This is a genomic window from Arthrobacter sp. SPG23, from assembly GCF_000876655.1.
Taxonomy (GTDB): Bacteria; Actinomycetota; Actinomycetes; order Actinomycetales; family Micrococcaceae; genus Arthrobacter.
Map to the genome: position 1 here is coordinate 1 of NZ_JYCN01000020.1, position 17,889 is coordinate 17,889.

Below are 17,889 nucleotides of genomic sequence, written 5' to 3' on the forward strand. Positions count from 1 at the left end.
TCCGTCGGTTATCCGTCGGGTGCCCCGTCGGCTCGTCCGTCGGTTCATCCGTCGGGTGCCCCGTCGGCTCGTCCGTCGGTTCATCCGTCGGTTCATCCGTCGGCGGAGTGGTCGGCGGTGTCGTTGGCACCACCCCGCCACCCTTGCAGCCCTGGGCCAGGAGTGCGAGGTTAGCCGGCGTCAGGTTCTGGCCCTGCGGCATGGTGGCGCCGCTGTTGGTCGGGATGATGTCGGCCGGGTCGCCGCCGTGGCCGTTGAGTCCGCTCAGGTCGACCTGTACGGCGTGGTATTGGCCGGACCCGTCGGCATGGCAGATGGTGATCTTTTCGGAGCCCGGCGCGGCATAGGCCGCGACTGAGGCCCCCATAACACCGAGCCCCACCACCCCCAGTGTGGCTATTGTTCGTTTCATGTTCGGTCCCTCCGTACCAAATCCGATTCGAACTGACCAGACTGCGCGGAGTAACCGTCTTCGAGACCAGGAAAAGCAAACCTGCGTGAGACCTCAAACAGCGAAGTGAAGGTGACAGTTACTCCCCAGACAGTGTCATCAGTTCGCTTGCCTTTTCAGGCTAGGTTTGCGGCCAGGGTTAAACCCGAGTAACCGGTACGCGTTTACTCAGGCGTGCGCAGATACCAATTACCTGCTTCGTGAATATATTCACTCGCATGCATACAGCGGACTACTTGGAAACTCACCCGCCTGCCGCCAGCGCCTGAGCCGGGCATCGGGATTCCTGCCGGTACCAAGAACGCTCCCCCACGTGCCAAGGCAGTGGGGGAGCGTCCGGTTGTTCGGGGTGGCCGGTTCGGGGCGTCAAGCGGGAACCGGCTTGCGCGTTCTAGGCTTCGGCCGGTTCCTCATACTTCGGGAAGATCGGGGCAGGGGCTGGGAGTTCCGTCCCGGGAACGAGCGGCGTGGCGATCGCCGAGAACCGGCGGTCATCGCCGTCGGGCTGGCCGAGGGTCGCCAAAAGTGCGGCGGACGCCGTCGGCATCACCGGCTGCACCAGGATGGCCACAATGCGGAGCACCTCAAGGGTCACGTACAGCACAGTGTTCATGCGCTCGACGTCGGTCTTCCGCAGCACCCACGGCGCTTGCTCGGCGAAGTAGGCGTTGGTATCGCCCAGAACGCCCCAGATGGCCTCCAGGGCGCGGCTGAATTCCTGCTTCTCGAACGCTGCCCGGGCGGCATCCAGCAGGCCGTTGGCCCGGGCCAGCAGGGCATTGTCTTCCGCGGTGAAGTCCCCGGGGACCGGAACGCGGCCCTCGCAGTTCTTGGCAACCATGGACAGTGAGCGCTGTGCGAGGTTGCCGAAGTTGTTGGCGAGGTCGGAGTTCATCCGGCCCACGATGGCTTCGTGGCTGTAGCTGCCGTCAGCACCGAAAGGCACTTCGCGCAGGAAGAAGAAACGCACCTGGTCCAGGCCGTACTGGGCCACGAAGTCCGAGGGCGCCACCACGTTGCCCAGCGACTTGGACATCTTGACGCCGTTGTTGTTCAGGAAGCCGTGGATCATGATCCGCTTGGGAAGCTCCAGCCCGGCACTCATCAGGAATGCGGGCCAGTAGATGGCGTGGAACCTGGAAATGTCCTTACCGATCACGTGGACATCGGCCGGCCAGTACTTCTTGAACGATTCGGATTCGGTGTCAGGGTAGCCCACACCGGTGAGGTAGTTCGTCAGGGCGTCCACCCACACATACATCACGTGTTTGTCGTTGCCGGGAACCGGAACACCCCAGTCGAACGTCGTCCGGCTGATGGAGAGGTCCTCCAGCCCGCGCTTGACGAAGCTGATGACCTCGTTGAAACGCGACTGCGGGGCACCGAATTCCGGGTGTGCTTCATACAGCGCCAGCAGCTTGTCCTGGTAGGCGGAGAGCCGGAAGAAGTAGCTTTCCTCGGCCGTCCAGGTCAGTTCTGTATCCGTCTCGCGCGAATAGCGGAGGCCGTCCTCCTTGACGACGGTCTCGTCCTCAACGTAGTAGGCCTCGTCGCGGACCGAGTACCAGCCTTCGTACTTGGACAGGTAGATATCGCCGTTGGCCTCCATCTTCTTCCAGATGGCCTGGGACGCGGCGTAGTGGTCTTCGTCCGTGGTGCGGATGAAGCGGTCGTACGAGATTCCCAGGGCGGAATGGGCACCCTTGTAGATCTCGGCGTTCCGGTCCACCAGTTCCTTGGGCGTGATGCCTTCCTTCTCGGCCGTCTGCGCGATCTTCATGCCGTGCTCGTCGGTGCCGGTCAGGAAGAACACGTCATAGCCGTCCAGGCGCTTGAACCGTGCCATCGCGTCCGTCGCGATGTACTCGTAGGCGTGGCCGATGTGCGGCACGCCGTTCGGGTACGTGATGGCAGTGGTGATGTAGAACGGGGTCTGGGCTGAAGACGACACTCTGGGAAGTTACCTTTTTTCGGAAGCGGTGGCGGACCGGGGGCTGGGAATGCTACCCCTAAATCTAGATCAGTTCGGTCAGGGTATCGCTGAGCCGGACAAGTTCGTGGTCATGTGACGCCACCAGCACGGCAATTCCGTCGGACGTGGTGTCCTTGAGGATGCTGATGATGCGGTTGGCCGAGGTCCGGTCCAGGCTTGCCGTGGGTTCGTCGACCACAAGGACGCGGGTTCCAAGGATAAGGGCGCGCGCGATCGCCACGCGCTGACGCTCGCCGCCGGAAAGCTGGGCAGGGCGGTGGCGCATGCGCCGCCCGAGGCCAACAAGGTCCAGGAGGTCCTTTGCCATATCGCGGCGCTGGTCCACTTCGCCGTCCGGCACGGCGGGCAGGAGCACGTTCTCCAAGGCGCTCATGCCGTCGATCAGGGCCCCGCCCTGGTCAACGTAGCCGATCAGGGCCCGGCGTCGGTCGGCGATTTCGTCGTCGCCCATGCTTTCCAGGGACTGGCCTTCCCAGAAGACACGGCCGGACGTGGGCAGGGTGAGCCCGGCGCCCACCGTCAGGATGCTGGTCTTGCCGGAACCGCTTCGGCCGGCGACGCAGTGCATTTCCCCGGCATGGAGGGTCAGGTCGAAGCCTTCGACGACGTTGACGGCGTCGGCTCCGCCCTTCTGGCCGCCGTAGCGGATGGTGATGTTGCTCAGTTCCAGCGGGGTTCCGTGGTCTGCGGCCTTCAGGATGGTGTTGGCACGGGTCTGGAGCGAGCCGTCCCCGGCGTCATCCTGGGGAATCCGGTCGAGATTCAGGTCGTTGTTCATTGGACCACTTTCGTTGCAATTGGAATCCAGCAAAGTACAGCCACGAGTCCGGCCAGGGCGGCCCAGAGCGCAGCATAGGGTGCGAGCAGGAGCCCGATGCCGAGGGCGCCAACCACGCCCAGCGGCAAGGCCACGGTGCCCACGAGGGCGTTTTCGAACAGCCGGACCTGGCCCAGCATGTCCGGGTTCCAGCCCATGGCTTCGAGGGTGCCGAGGTACTGGCGCTTGGCCTGCAGCTCGAAGCGTCCGGTGACGAGCGTCAGCACCAGGCCCACGGCTACCCCGGAGAGCGCCAGGATGATGCTCGGCAGCGCCACGCTGGCCGCCGCCAGTCCGCTCAGTGCGCTCGCACCGGCGGCCCTCGGGATGTCGATCAGCAAGGCGATCAGACCGCCCACGGCGGCGCCGAATACGCCCACTGCCACAGCCAGTGAGATGGTGTTGAATTTGTTGGTGCTCAGCTGCCGGTTGGCGAATGTGAGCGGGGAGTCGACGGCGATCAGCCGCTCGTCGTGCTGCGGTTCCTGGTCAACTTCGTCACGGTGCCTCAGCTGCTGTGCCGCGAAGTAGGCCGCGGCGGCGTAGAGGACCAGTACTGATGCGGAAACGATGACCGTGGCGAGGTTCCAGCTGAGCAGGCTCAGGATGGTGCCGGCGATCGCCAGAAGGGCCGCTCCCACGCCGAACTCCGCGAGCACCCAGCTGCGGATCCTTTTTTGTGTCCAGCCCATGGCCCGGAGGGTGCCGGCTTCACGGCGGCGCTGGCGGATGTAGCTGACAGTGGAGGCACCGGTCAGCAGGGCCGCGCCGCACAGGGTGAGGAACAGCAGCGTCACGTTGGTTCCGGTCAGGGAGCCGGACACGGCGTCGGCGGCATCCTGGCGGACCCACGACTGGGTGACGGTGCCAAGCGCGGATTCCTTGCCGGCGTCGTCCTTCGAGTAACCCGGCACAAAAATGTTGGCGTCTTCACGCGCGGAGCCGGCAACCACCGTTACTTCCAGTCCCATGTCCCGGATTTCGTCCGCGAGCTGTTCGACCTCCGGCTGCGACTCCTTCCAGCTGCCGGGCGCCTTGGCCCGGACCCGGACGGCGTCAATCACCGAAGCGTTCTGTTCATATCCACGGGCGGCGGCGAGGCCATAGTAGTCGGTGATGGCCCCGGCGGACTGGCTGACCAGGCCCGTGGCGCTCAGCGAGGGCTTAAGTACGGTGTTCTCCACCTTCTTGCCCTGGGCGTCCTCGGTCAGGGTAAGCGGTGAGGGGTCATAGCCGCCCAGGGGCAGCCGGTTGACGTCACCGGCGGCTTCCTTGACCTTATCGGCGTCGAACGTGCCATAGACCATGGCCAACGGTGCCGCGACCTTGCTGCCGGTCTCCAGGCTGTCGCGGTAGGAGCGCTCGTCAACGGGCTCGCGCTGGGTCTGGTCCACCGGCGCGCCGCCGGCACCCTTTTCCGGAAGCCGGTTGACGGTCACCCACTCCCCCGGAGTGGCGGTCTTGTCCACGGCGCCGTTGCCGGCGGTTGCACCGTCGGTGTATTTGGGGGCGGAGGCGAAGTCGGTGCTCCACGTTGCCGGGTTGTAGAGGCCCTGGCTGAAGTTTCCGGTGTTCCCCAGCAGCTGGGAGTAGTCCTGCGAGCCCGGCCAGGAGAGCGAGAACGGGGACTTGGAAACGAACGGCAGGTAGTCCTTGTCCAGCGACCGCGTCACCATGCCGACGTCCTTGACGACGTTTCCGGAGTCGTCGATTTCTTCGATCTTCACCGAGTACTTGAGGTCCAGGGAGGTACCGGAGCGGACGATCAGCGGGATGGCCTGGGAATCGGCGGTGAGCTGGCCGTTGCGCTTTGCCTGCTGGTACTGGGTCATCAGGGGCGCCCAGTACTTCAGCTTGACGCCGAGGAAGTCAGGTCCGTCCTCGAGCTCCTTCATGCTGATTCCCGAGGTGAACAGGCTCTCGAAATGCCGGCCGATGGCGCCGGCGTTCCGCGCGTCCGCCGGCGGCGCCTTTTCGAGCGGTGCCAGGAAGTCGCCGGCAGAACCCAGCAGGGCACGCTCGGAGACGGGGTCGACGGCGACCACGGACTCGGTCACCTGCGGTGCCAGCGGAAGCGACACCGAAAGATTGAAGAGGTTGTGCTCGGAACCGCCCGCGGGAGCCGGGAATTTGATGCCGGTTTCCCCTTCGGCGCCCGCGATGCGGATGCTCTTGCCGCCGGCGGTCTGCTCCTCGATGAGCCTGGCCTTGCCGAGGGAACCCTCAGCCATGGACTTGAACAGGGTCTGTTCCGACTGCCCGTCCGAGCTTACGGCGCTGGCTGTCAGCCGGTATTTCTTGGCCGCATCGGTGAGGACAGATTCCGCCGCCGGCCACTTGCTGGGGTCGGTTCCGCCGGGCTCCCCGGCGGTCGCCGTCCCCACAAGTCCGGCGTTGAATCCCAGGTAGTCCATGGCATCGAGCCGCGGGGATTCGAGGTTCTGCGACACCCGTGACACGAGGCTGATGGGGGCGGCCACCGACGTACCGGAGAGCTTGCGGATGCTGTCCAGCTGGTCGAAGCTGATGCCGCCCTGGCCGTTGGCGATTTCCGGCTGCATGAGGGCTCCGCCGGAACCCGCTTTCGCCTGGACGAGGATGTCATAGAGTCCGCGGGAATTCTGGTCGACTGTTCGGTTGAGCGCCGCCTGCGACTGGCCCTGGACGAGGACGGACAGGCACATGGCGACGATCAAGATGGCCGCGGTCAGCAAAAGCACTCGGCTTCTGATGAACCTCTGGACGGCGTTCATTGGGCTCCCTGAAAAGCTGGATTGCGTGAGCGCACACCTCAGTCCACACCTAATGGATGTGAAGGCGTCCCCTGCCGGATGTGCAAAAAATAATGGCCGGTCTGCCGGCCGGATCCGAAAATCGGACCCAGCCATTGTACGCAGACCGGCCAATCATACGTGGCAGAAGTTAACCTCTGTCACGTGAAGTTCACCGAATAGGCGGGTAGTCAGTCCTCGAGGTCGACTTCCCGGACCATCTCGGCACCGATGCCGGCCTTGATTGCGTCAAGGACCTGCTGCGGAACCGAGCTGTCGATGGTCAGGAGCGCCAGGACCTGGCCGCCCTCCGCCTGGCGTGCAACCTGCATGCCGGCGATGTTGATGTTGTTCATGCCCAGGATGTGGCCGATGGTACCGATCACGCCGGGACGGTCCGCATAGGACACCACCACAAGGTGCTCGCTGATGGGAATTTCCACCTCGTAGCCGTTGACCCCCACGAGCTTCTGGATCTGCTTGGGCCCCGTCAGGGTTCCGGCCACGGAGATCTGGCTGCCGTCGCTGAGGGCACCGCGCAGCGTCAGCAGGTTGCGGTAGGACTCTGTTTCGGGAGTGGTGATGAGGCGGACGTTGATGCCGCGCTGCTCTGCAATGACGGGGGCGTTGACGTAGGAGACCTGTTCGGTCACGACGTCGGCGAAGATGCCCTTGAGTGCAGCCAGTTCCAGCACCTTGACGTCGAGGGAGGAGATCTCACCGGCAACTTCGACGTCGAACTGCGTTAGGGACGCGTGGGTCAGCGCGGTGAAAATGCGGCCCAGCTTCTCAATCAGCGGGATGCCCGGGCGCACGTCCGGGGCAATGACGCCGCCGGCAACGTTGACTGCGTCGGGGACCAGTTCGCCGGCCAGGGCAAGGCGAACCGACTTCGCCACGGAGACGCCGGCCTTTTCCTGGGCTTCGTCGGTGGATGCGCCCAGGTGCGGGGTCACCACCACGTTGTCCATCTCGAAGAACGGCAGGTCGGTGCTGGGTTCCTTGACGAACACGTCAACGCCGGCGCCGGCGATTTCGCCGTCCTTCAGGGCGGCGTGGAGGGCTTCCTCGTCCACCAGGCCGCCGCGGGCCACGTTGATGACGTAGGCGGTCTTCTTCATCTTCTTGAATGCCTCAGCGCCCAGCATGCCCACCGTCTCAGGCGTCTTGGGCATGTGGATGGTGATGAAGTCGGACTGCGCCAGCAGCTCGTCCAGGGTGACCAGCTGCACGCCCAGCTGGGCGGCGCGGGCGGAGGTGATGTAGGGATCGTAGGCCAGGATCTTGGTGTCGAAACCCTTCAGGCGTGCGGCCACGAGGGCGCCGATGCGGCCCAGGCCGATGATGCCGATCTTCTTCTCGTAGAGTTCAATGCCCGTGTACTTGGAGCGCTTCCATTCGCCGTCCTTGAGCGCGGCGCTGGCCTGCGGAATGTGGCGCGCGAGGCTCAGGATGTGGCCTACGGTCAGTTCGGCAGCGGAAACGATGTTCGACGTCGGTGCGTTGACCACCATGACACCGGCCTGCGTGGCAGCCTTGATGTCGACGTTGTCGAGTCCGACTCCTGCGCGGGCAATAACCTTGAGGTTCTTGGCCGCCGCGATGGCCTCGGCGTCCACCTGCGTGGCGGAGCGAACCAGGATTGCGTCAACATCCGCGATCGCCGAGAGCAGCTGGGAACGGTCGGCGCCATCGGTCTGGCGGATTTCAAAGTCCGGGCCCAGGGCCTCGACTGTGGCGGGTGAAAGTTCTTCGGCGAGCAGTACTACGGGTTTTGACACGGCTGATCCTCTGCGTTGCAGTCCGGGGGATAAATCAAGTCTAGGCTGACGGAAAGGCCGGGCTCACATTGTTAAGTGTGAACCCGGCCTCACTGGTGACTTCCGAGAGTCCTTAAGGGCAGCCTTAGCGGGCTGCCGAGCCCTCTACGTAGTCCTCGTCCTGCTGCTGCCAGGAGAACAGACCGCGCAGTTCGCGGCCAACGCTCTCGATGGGGTGCTGCTCCGCCTTGGCCCGCAGCGCCTTGAACTCGACTCCGCCATTGTCCTGGTCCTCGATGAAGCGCTTGGCGAACGCGCCGTTCTGGATGTCGGCAAGGACAGCCTTCATGTTTTCCTTCACCTCGGGGGTGATGACGCGCGGGCCGGAAACGTAGTCGCCGTACTCTGCGGTGTCGGAAACGCTCCAGCGCTGCTTGGCGATGCCGCCTTCCCACATGAGGTCAACGATGAGCTTGAGCTCGTGCAGAACCTCGAAGTAGGCGATCTGGGGCTGGTAGCCGGCCTCGGTGAGGGTCTCGAAGCCGTACTGGACCAGCTGGGAGACACCGCCGCAGAGCACGGCCTGCTCGCCGAAGAGGTCGGTTTCGGTCTCTTCGGTGAACGTGGTCTTGATGACGCCGGCGCGGGTGCCGCCGATGGCCTTGGCGTAGGACTTCGCGAGGTCCCAGGCTGCGCCGGTGGCGTCCTGCTCGACGGCGATGATGTCCGGGATACCGCGGCCGGCTTCGAATTCACGGCGCACAGTGTGGCCGGGAGCCTTGGGGGCGATCAGGATGACGTCAACGCCCTCCGGTGCCTGGATGTAGCCGAAGCGGATGTTGAACCCGTGCGCGAAGGCCAGGGCCTTGCCGGGGGTCAGCTTGTCCTTGATGGAGTCGTTGTAGATCGAGCGCTGGTGCTGGTCCGGTGCCAGGATCATGATGACGTCTGCCCATTCGGCGGCGTCGGCGACGTTCTTGACCGTGAAGCCGGCATCCTGGGCCTTGGCGATCGAGGCCGAGCCCTCCTTGAGGGCGATCGTCACCTCGACACCGGAGTCGCGCAGGTTCAGGGCGTGGGCGTGGCCCTGCGAGCCGTAGCCGACGATGGCTACCTTGCGGCCCTGGATGATGGAGAGGTCTGCGTCGTCGTCGTAGAACATTTCAGTCACTTGCGTAACTCCTTTTGAGTGGATTCTCTGGTGTAAATAGTCTGTGGTGCTGCGGTACTACGCGGAGCGTAGTGCCCTGTCACTCATGGAGCGGGATCCCCGTCCAACGGCAAGGGTGCCTGACTGCACAATTTCGCGGATGCCGAAGGGCTCCAGCACTGACAGCAGCGCGGTGAGCTTTTCGGGATGGCCGGTTGCTTCAATGACCACCGAGTCTGTGGAGACGTCGACCACTGAGGCGCGGAACAGGTCTGCAGCCTGGGTCACCTGCAGGCGTGTTGCGGCATCCGCACGTACCTTGACCAGGATGTGGTCTCGCTGTACGGAAGATTCTGAGGTGAGTTCAACAATCTTGATCACGTTGATGAGTTTGTTCAACTGCTTGGTGACCTGTTCGATCAGGTCACCGTCGGCGTCGACGACGACGGTCATCCGGGACATGCCCGGAACTTCCGTCGGGCCGACGGCCAGGGAATTGATGTTGAAGGCACGGCGAGCGAAGAGGCTCGCGACCCGGGTCAGCACACCGGGTTTGTCTTCGACCAGAACGGACAGCGTGTGGCGGGTCATGATCAGTCCTCCTCTTCCCATTCCGGGGTCATATTGCGGGCGACCTGGATCTGGTCATTGCTCACTCCGGCAGGCACCATCGGCCACACCATGGAGTCCGGGCTCACCACGAAGTCGATAACCACGGGGCGGTCATTGATTTCAAGGGCTTTCTGGATGGTGGCGTCGATGTCCTCGGCGCGCTCGCACCGGAAGGACGCGCAGCCGTAGGCCTCGCCCAGTTTCACGAAGTCCGGGATGCGGACCGTTTGGTGGCCGGTGTTCAGGTCGGTGTTCGAGTAGCGGCCTTCGTAGAAGAGCGTCTGCCACTGGCGCACCATGCCCAGAGAGGAGTTGTTGATGACGGCAACCTTGATGGGGATTTTGTTGATGGCGCATGTGGCCAGTTCCTGGTTGGTCATCTGGAAGCAGCCGTCGCCGTCGATGGCCCAGACTACGCGGTCGGGCGCACCCACTTTGGCACCCATGGCCGCGGGGACCGCGTAGCCCATGGTGCCGGCTCCGCCTGAGTTCAGCCAGGCGTGGGGGCGTTCGTACTTGATGAACTGCGCCGCCCACATCTGGTGCTGGCCAACTCCGGCAACGTAGATTCCCTCGGGGCCGGTCAGGGCACCGATGCGCTCAATGACGCGCTGCGGTGCGGTGAGGCCGTCCTCCGGCTCGGTCCAGCCCAGCGGATACGTTTCCTTCAGGTTGTTGAGGAACGTCCACCAGTTCTCCAGGTCCGGCTTGCCGGAAGCAGCGAACTGCGTCTTCACGGCTTCGGTGAGCTCCGGGATGATCTCCTTGACGGAGCCCACGATCGGAACGTCGGCCGTGCGGTTCTTGGAGATCTCGGCCGGATCGATGTCCGCGTGGATCACCTTCGCATTCGGCGCGAACGTCTTCAGGACGCCGGTCACCCGGTCGTCGAAACGGGCGCCCAGCGTGATCAGGAGGTCGGACTGCTGCAGTGCGGTCACGGCGGAGACCGTGCCGTGCATGCCGGGCATGCCGACGTGCTGCGGGTGAGAGTCGGGGAACACGCCCCGGGCCATCAGGGTGGTGACCACGGGCGCGCCGGTGATTTCGGCCAGTTCCCGCAGCTCAGCGGAAGCGTGGGCCTTCACAACGCCGCCGCCGACGTAGAGAACGGGCTTGCTGGCCGCGGCAATCAGCTTCGCTGCTTCGCGAACCTGCTTGTTGTGGCCGCGAAGCACCGGGCGGTAGCCGGGAAGGTCGATCTTGGGCGGCCAGGAGAAGGTCATCTGGCCTTGCTGGGCATCCTTGGCGACATCCACCAGCACCGGGCCTGGCCGGCCCGTCGAAGCCAGGTGGAACGCTTCCGCCATGACATGCGGGATGTCGTTGGGGTCGGTCACCAGGAACGAGTGCTTGGTGATAGGCATGGTGATGCCCACGATGTCCGCTTCCTGGAAAGCGTCCGTACCAATGACTCCGCTGGACACCTGGCCGGTGATCGCAACGAGCGGCACGGAGTCCATGTGCGCATCCATGATGGCGGTAACGAGGTTGGTGGCCCCGGGACCCGAGGTGGCAATACAAACGCCAACCCGCCCGGTAACCATGGCGTAGCCTTGCGCGGCGTGGCCGGCTCCCTGTTCGTGACGGACCAGCACGTGATTCATGCTCGAGGCCATCAAGGGGTCATAGGTGGGCAGGATCGCGCCACCGGGCAAACCAAAAATATCGTCCACGCCGAGTTCTTCGAGCGAGCGGACAATAGCTTGTGAACCGGTCATCACCGTCGGGGGTACGACGTTGTTCGGTCCAAGGACAGGAGAGACAGCAGCAGCGTGCTCGACGCCGGCATCGGCCGTGCGGTCGGCGCGTTCCGGAGCCTTGGGGGCTCCAGCGGACTTTGTAGCCATCAGCGAGGGGCTGATCGGCGATCCTTTGCTCATCGGACTCTTCCTTTGTGGATCTTCATTAGCGGGTGGTTCTCATGACGGGTGCAATATCTGAAACAAATAAAAAAACCCCTCAGCCTGGCGGCTCTTCGAGGGGTTGCGCGTGACGGTTCGTTACCAGTCGGGCTATTGAGCCACGCGCTTGGTAAGGACGACGGATACACCCAGAGCGGTGCCGACGGTAACGAATGCGATCATGCGTTCAGTTTTCCCTCTAAGTGAGACGGGTGTCAACGACACACATCCCCGTCTCACTATATGGACTCCATTGTCCACGGATTGAGCGCCATCCCCAACTGACTCGCAGTTAACGCTCCGAAAAGCGTGTTTGGCGACGTTAACTGCCAGTCAGTTGGGTCGGCGCGGCTGCGGGTTGCTATCCGCAGTATGCGCCGGTAGAGGCGCTGTGCACGAGCTTGGCGTACTTGGCCAGGACGCCCTTCGTGAACTTCGCCGGGAGCGGCTCCCAGCCGATCTTGCGGTTTTCGAGTTCGGCCTCGTCCACCAGCAGGTCGAAGGTGCGGCCGGCGATGTCGACGCGGATCCTGTCGCCGTCCTTGACGAACGCGATCGGGCCGCCGTCGACTGCTTCAGGGGCGACGTGGCCGATGCACAGGCCGGTGGTCCCGCCGGAGAAGCGGCCGTCCGTCAGGAGCAGGACGTCCTTGCCGAGCCCCGCGCCCTTGATGGCGCCGGTGATGGCGAGCATCTCGCGCATTCCGGGGCCGCCCTTGGGGCCTTCGTAGCGAATGACAACGACGTCGCCCTTCTGGATCTGGCCGTTGTCCAGCGCGTCGAGTGCGCCCTGCTCGCGTTCGAAGACGCGGGCGGTCCCTTCGAAGACGTCGGCGTCGAAACCGGCGCTCTTCACCACGGCACCTTCAGGGGCCATGGAACCGTGCAGGATGGTGATGCCGCCGGTCTTGTGGATCGGGTTGTCCAGCGCGCGCAGGATCTTGCCGTCCAGGTCCGGCGGGTTGATCGCGGACAGGTTCTCCGCGACGGTTTTTCCGGTGACGGTAAGGCAGTCGCCGTGCAGCAGCCCGGCGTCGAGCAGTGCCTTCATGATGACCGGGACGCCGCCGATCTTGTCAACGTCGGTCATCACGTAACGGCCGAACGGCTTCAGGTCGCCCAGGTGCGGGATCTTGTCGCCGATGCGGTTGAAGTCCTCAAGCGTTAATTCCACTTCAGCTTCGCGGGCGATGGCAAGCAGGTGCAGGACGGCGTTGGTGGAGCCGCCGAAGGCCATGGTCACGGCGATGGCGTTCTCGAACGCCTTCTTGGTCATGATGTCGCGCGCGGTGATTCCGAGGCGGAGCAGGTTCACTACTGCCTCGCCGGACTTGCGTGCGAACTCGTCACGACGGCGGTCTGCCGAGGGCGGGGCTGCGGAGCCCGGCAGGGACATGCCCAGGGCTTCGCCGATGCAGGCCATGGTGTTGGCCGTGTACATGCCGCCGCAGGCGCCTTCGCCCGGGCAGATGGCGCGTTCGATGCGGTCCAGGTCCCCCCTGCTCATCTTGCCGGCGGCGCAGGCGCCCACGGCCTCGAAGGCGTCGATGAGGGTGACTTCCTTTTCGGAGCCGTCTTCCAGCTTGACCCAGCCGGGCATGATGGAGCCGGCGTAGAGGAACACGCTGGCGAGGTCCAGGCGCGCGGCCGCCATCAGCATTCCAGGCAGGGACTTGTCGCAGCCGGCCAGGAGCACCGAGCCGTCAATGCGCTCGGCCTGCATCACGGTTTCCACGGAGTCGGCGATGACTTCGCGGGACACCAGGGAGAAGTGCATGCCTTCGTGGCCCATCGAAATGCCGTCCGAGACGGAGATGGTGCCGAACTGCATGGGGAAACCGCCGCCGGCGTGGACGCCTTCCTTGGCGCCCTGGGCCAGCCGGTTCAGGGAAAGGTTGCAGGGAGTGATCTCGTTCCAGGAACTTGCCACGCCAATCTGGGGCTTCGCAAAGTCGTCGTCGCCCATGCCGACCGCCCGGAACATTCCACGCGCGGGCGCGGCGTGGATTCCATCGGTTACGACCCGGCTGCGGGGCTTGATGTCCGGCTTGTTTTCTGTCGCGGTTTGGGTGTCCTCACTCATGGGTCAAAGTCTATGGCGCAATGATGGGCGCCAACGACCCGGAGCGGACCGTTAAGCCGAAAACCGGGAATATTTCGATCAAATAGTGGACTCTCGTCTCAGATAATGAGATGGACGCTGCGCGCCTGCCCGGAAATGTGTCAGCCGTCACGTGGCCCCGCCGCGTCGATGGTCGCCGCCTCGGCCTCGAGCATGGACAAAACCTGGGCGATGGTGGTGCGGGCCGCCACGTCCGGACGTGCCAGCGCCACGATGCTCCGGCGGGCAGTGACTCCGAGCAAGGGACGCAGGACGAAGCCGCGTTCCTGGTTTCCCAGGGCCGTGTACCGCGGCAGCAGGCTCAATCCGTGGCCGGCACTGACAAGGGCCTCCAGGACACGAAGGTCCGGAAACAATTGCGCGCGGACCGCCGGGGAACCTGCTTGGACCTCGATCTGGCGCAGCACCGTGTCGAACGGAAAGCCTTCCGGGACGCCCATCCACGGAAACCCCACCACATCGCGGGCGGTTAGCGAAGGCTTTGCCGCCAGCACGTGCCCCGCGGGCACGGCCACGTCCAGCGGTTCGTTCAGGAGCGGAACCACCACCAGCCCCTGCCGGGCAAAAACATCGGGACCATCCACACTGTGGGCCAGCACAATGTCGTAATCGGCGGCCAGGGCAGCGAACCCGGCAACGCCCGGGTCCTCAAAGCAGGCCTCGAACCTTAGGCCCTCCACCGCCTTGACGCGGTGCAGGAGGCCGGGGAGGAACATTTCCGCCGCGCTTGGGAAGAAAGCCGCTTTGACATGCGTTTGCCAGCCCCGCCGGTAGGTGTCAATGGTGGCTTCGGCGCGCGCCATGGCCGTGGAAACATCGGCCGCCGCTGCCGCCATGGCCCGCCCCGCTTCCGTCAGGCGCACTCCCCTGCCGGACTTTTCAACCAGGACCACACCCAGTTCGTCCTGCAGCGTCTTGAGCTGCTGCGAGACGGCCGACGGCGTTACCTCCATCGCTTCGGCGGTGGCGCCTACTGTGCCCCGGTCCGAGAGTTCACGGAGAATCCGGAGGCGTTTCAAATCCATGAGGCGAGGCTACAGGACGGCGCTCGTCAGGACGGTGCCGTCGCTCGCCGGGGTGTGACACGCCGCCATGCGCAGGGTCTGGTAGCGTGCGAGCCACCCTGCCGGCCGACCATCAGGACTTCACCGTGAACAGCAAGCCCCCGCCGATCAACCCCGACGCCGCCAGCCCGGCAACCGGCCCCACTCCGGGACCCCCTGCTTCCGCGCCCGCCAGCGAGGAGCTCAAAGCAACGCTCCGGGCCGTGTTCGACCGCCAGATACCCAACTATGGCGACTACAACCTCGTCTGCGGCTCCAACAGCTTTGAGGTCCCGGGAGCCGCAGCGAGGGGCTGGGCTCCCCCGCGGCGGCGGAATTTTGTGATCGGCTACCGCTGGCATCCGGCCGAGGTTATCGTGGCCCCTTTCGACGAAAAGTCCCTGGCGGCTACCGGGGTGCCGGTGGCGATCAATATGACCAACCTTGCCCGCGCACGCCGGCTCCCCGCCGTGCGGTCTTCCCTGGGCGGCTACGAAGTGGCGGCAAGCACGGGAAAAGCTTTCCGCTTCGGAGTGGAAAACACCATGCCCCTCGCTTCGCCGAACGGAAGTCCGGATGAGCGTGCCGTCCGCCGGCTCCGGAGCATCGAACAGGCCCACGATGCCGCGGACTTCCATGAATTTATGGCGGACTTCGTGCAGCGCGGCCGGCCGCTCTGAGCCTTTACAGCCCTGATCGCACCGACGTAACGTCAAGCAACGGCAAACCTTGCCTTGTGTACAGAAGGGCACTGCTATGGACTGGATTATCTGGGTCATCGTCATCGTTGTAATCGTCGGAGTCGTGTGGTGGCTCCTGAACCGAAACAGTTCAGGGAACACCACCGGAACACCCGCCTCCTCCGGTTCCGGCGCGTCCTCTCCACGGGCAGCGCAGCCCGCCGTCGACCGCCCTGCGAGTGCCGCCCCCGCCGGTGGCGGTGCTGCACCGTCAGCAGACGCCGCAGCCACGGCCGGAATGCCGGGCGCGGCAGGCTTTAGCCAGGGCGCCCAGGCCGCGCCGTCGACCTCCGCACTGTCGAGCCCCGGACCCGCAGGTTCCCCGGCAGCAAACGCTGCTCCGGCCGGCGGCGACGTGGATGACTGGGACGAGGACACAACGGCAGCTACCGCAGTGCCGGCTGCCGGCAAGGTGGAGGACAAGGCCGAGTGGGAGGCGCAGTGGTCCGAGGCGGGCAGCACCCCGCACGCGGCCCAGGCGCATATTTCCGAGTCTCCGGCCAAGGAATCAGTGGCCGGGGAGACTCCCGCCGGACAAACGTCGCCCGCCGCGGCCGGACATCAGGTTCCGGTGCACCACCCTGAGTACACGGAGCCCCACGCGCCCACGCTTCCCGGCGCCGAATCCGCAGCGGCGGAAGACGCCCAGGACACGGCCGTCAGCGACGCAGGCATCAGGCACGCAGGCGTCAAGGATTCAGGCATTGGGGATTCCGGAGCCGACGCCGGACTGCCGCCCGCCGGCGCAACCGCTCCGCCCGCCGGCGCAACCGCTCCGCCCGCCGGCGCAACCGCTCCGGCCGCCGTGAGCGGCGCCGGCGTCCTCTCCGAAGGGGATGCAGAGACAATGCAGGCGGCCGCCTCATCGGCTGCCACGGAGGCAGCCGCAAGCCATGCGGCGGAGCCGGCAGGACACCTGGCAGCGGACAAGCCCTATGGGGAGGGCTCAGCAGCACCGGGACCCGACGGCAGCGGACCCGACGGCTACACGGTCAAGGGCAATGCGCAAACAATGATCTACCACGATGAAACCAGCCCCTCCTACGAAGAAACCACTGCCGAAGTCTGGTTCGAGTCGGCCGCCCACGCCGAAGCGGCAGGGTTCCGCGCCCCGCGCCGGAGCCGGCACTAGGCCCCCAGACAATAGGACCGGTGTACTTATGAAGCCGGTGTCCCTGTGAAGCGGCCAAGGAGCACATCCACGCTTGGACGCCACCTTATGCGTGCTGCCTCTGCCCTTGCGTGGACGCTGGCGTTGGCCGCCTGCACCGGCGGCGGCAGCGGCGGTCCCGCGGGCAACGCCGGTCCAGTCACGGGCAACGCCGGTCCAGTCACGGGCGGCACCGACGCGGCGCGCGAACCCCGGGTCCTCCGGACGGTGGAAGGGCTGCGGCTGCCTTGGTCCGTGGTGTTCCTGCCCGATGGCACAGCCGTCATTTCTGAACGTGACAGCGGCGACCTCAAAGCGGTCAGGGACGGCAGAATAACGGTGCTTGGCAGCATCCCGGGGGTTGTTCCCGGAGGTGAAGGCGGCCTCCTGGGCCTGGCGGTGTCACCAAACTATGCTTCGGACAAGTCGCTGTTCGCCTATTTCACTGCCAGGACAGACAACAGGATTGCCCGGCTCACCCTCAGTGAGGCCGCACCCGGGGGCCCACTGACGCTCGGCCCGCCGCAGACCATCTTCTCCGGCATCCCCAAGGCTTCCACCCACAACGGAGGCCGCATACGTTTCGGACCGGACGGGAGCCTCTATGTGGGAACCGGTGACTCGCAACGCCGGGACCAGCCACAGGATCCGAACGCGCTCGGCGGGAAAATTCTCCGGATCACTGCTGAAGGCCGGCCTGCCCCGGGGAACCCGTTTGGTGACAACCCGGTCTATAGCCTCGGCCACCGGAACGTGCAGGGCCTGGACTGGGATGACGCCGGGAGGCTGTGGGCCAGCGAATTCGGGCCAACCGTGGACGACGAGCTGAACCTGATCCAGCCGGGCGGCAATTACGGCTGGCCGGAGGTCACCGGGGCGCCCGGCAGGCCGGGCTTCATCGATGCCAAGGTGGTCTGGCCGTCCACCGCGGATTCTTCCCCGAGTGGGCTCGAGATCGTCGGCTCCACGGCATATCTCGGGGCACTCCGGGGCCAGCGGCTCTGGGCTGTCCCCCTCGACGGTGAAAATGCGGGCAATCCTGTGAGCCATTTCACAGCTAAGTTCGGCCGGATCCGCGACGTTTCCCTTGCCCCGGACGGCACTTTGTGGATGCTCACCAACAACCAAAACCCTGATTCCGCGCTGATTTTGGCCCCTCCCGGAAGAGCTGGAGAGTGAAACAGCCGCCGATTTCACACTGCGCAAAATCTCGTGTAGAGTTTCATGTCGTTGCGGAGATGAACGAGGGAAACAAAAGCCCCCGGGAAGAGCCAAAACAACAGCTGCACCTCTAGCTCAACTGGCAGAGCAATTGACTCTTAATCAATGGGTTCCGGGTTCGAGTCCCGGGGGGTGCACCACAGAAACCCCGTCTT

General features: G+C 64.9%; 12 protein-coding genes, 1 tRNA gene and 1 pseudogene. 4 read left to right on the forward strand and 10 right to left on the reverse strand.

Going from position 1 to position 17,889, the window contains the following annotated elements; genetic code table 11:
* The 10 genes and pseudogenes from TV39_RS22730 to TV39_RS13180 all read right to left on the reverse strand — a co-directional run.
* Positions 1–412, reverse strand: a pseudogene (locus TV39_RS22730) (hypothetical protein); the annotation flags it as partial.
* Positions 413–842: 430 nt separating this feature from the next.
* Positions 843–2,402: a methionine--tRNA ligase gene (gene metG / locus TV39_RS13140; protein WP_043482449.1), complete on the reverse strand. Its 1,560-nt coding sequence runs from the start codon at positions 2,400–2,402 to the stop codon at positions 843–845.
* A gap of 64 nt (positions 2,403–2,466) precedes the next feature.
* The gene (locus TV39_RS13145) at positions 2,467–3,222 is read right to left on the reverse strand and encodes an ABC transporter ATP-binding protein (RefSeq protein ID WP_011692375.1); all 756 of its coding nucleotides are present in this window, start codon (positions 3,220–3,222) and stop codon (positions 2,467–2,469) included.
* The gene (locus tag TV39_RS13150; RefSeq protein WP_043482452.1) at positions 3,219–6,014 is read right to left on the reverse strand and encodes an ABC transporter permease; all 2,796 of its coding nucleotides are present in this window, start codon (positions 6,012–6,014) and stop codon (positions 3,219–3,221) included. Before TV39_RS13150 ends, TV39_RS13145 begins: the two co-directional genes overlap by 4 nt.
* 209 nt (positions 6,015–6,223) lie before the next feature.
* Positions 6,224–7,813: a phosphoglycerate dehydrogenase gene (serA, locus tag TV39_RS13155; RefSeq protein ID WP_043482454.1), complete on the reverse strand. Its 1,590-nt coding sequence runs from the start codon at positions 7,811–7,813 to the stop codon at positions 6,224–6,226.
* 124 nt (positions 7,814–7,937) lie between these two features.
* The gene (ilvC, locus tag TV39_RS13160) at positions 7,938–8,963 is read right to left on the reverse strand and encodes a ketol-acid reductoisomerase (RefSeq protein WP_043482456.1); all 1,026 of its coding nucleotides are present in this window, start codon (positions 8,961–8,963) and stop codon (positions 7,938–7,940) included.
* Between the two features lie 57 nt (positions 8,964–9,020).
* Complete coding sequence (ilvN, locus tag TV39_RS13165) at positions 9,021–9,533, reverse strand: acetolactate synthase small subunit (protein ID WP_011692379.1); 513 nt, start codon at positions 9,531–9,533, stop codon at positions 9,021–9,023.
* Positions 9,534–9,535: 2 nt separating this feature from the next.
* Positions 9,536–11,437: an acetolactate synthase large subunit gene (locus tag TV39_RS13170; RefSeq protein WP_011692380.1), complete on the reverse strand. Its 1,902-nt coding sequence runs from the start codon at positions 11,435–11,437 to the stop codon at positions 9,536–9,538.
* A gap of 382 nt (positions 11,438–11,819) precedes the next feature.
* Positions 11,820–13,541 carry a dihydroxy-acid dehydratase gene (gene ilvD / locus TV39_RS13175; protein ID WP_043482458.1) on the reverse strand — a complete coding sequence of 574 codons (1,722 nt, stop codon included), beginning with the start codon at positions 13,539–13,541 and terminating at the stop codon, positions 11,820–11,822.
* A 140-nt stretch (positions 13,542–13,681) separates the two neighbouring features.
* On the reverse strand, positions 13,682–14,605 hold the full coding sequence (locus tag TV39_RS13180) for a LysR family transcriptional regulator (protein ID WP_043482460.1): 924 nt from the start codon (positions 14,603–14,605) through the stop codon (positions 13,682–13,684).
* 86 nt (positions 14,606–14,691) lie between these two features.
* Between TV39_RS13180 and TV39_RS13185 the strand changes: the two genes are divergently transcribed.
* The 4 genes from TV39_RS13185 (at position 14,692) to TV39_RS13200 (ending at position 17,874) form a co-directional block, all read left to right on the forward strand.
* On the forward strand, positions 14,692–15,303 hold the full coding sequence (locus tag TV39_RS13185; protein ID WP_052500577.1) for a hypothetical protein: 612 nt from the start codon (positions 14,692–14,694) through the stop codon (positions 15,301–15,303).
* 76 nt (positions 15,304–15,379) lie between these two features.
* Entirely contained in the window at positions 15,380–16,495 is a 1,116-nt protein-coding gene (locus tag TV39_RS13190) for a sunset domain-containing protein (protein ID WP_043482462.1), read from the forward strand.
* A gap of 87 nt (positions 16,496–16,582) precedes the next feature.
* Positions 16,583–17,692 carry a PQQ-dependent sugar dehydrogenase gene (locus tag TV39_RS13195; RefSeq protein ID WP_043482464.1) on the forward strand — a complete coding sequence of 370 codons (1,110 nt, stop codon included), beginning with the start codon at positions 16,583–16,585 and terminating at the stop codon, positions 17,690–17,692.
* A gap of 106 nt (positions 17,693–17,798) precedes the next feature.
* Positions 17,799–17,874: transfer RNA gene (locus TV39_RS13200), tRNA-Lys, on the forward strand.
* Positions 17,875–17,889 lie beyond the last annotated feature (15 nt).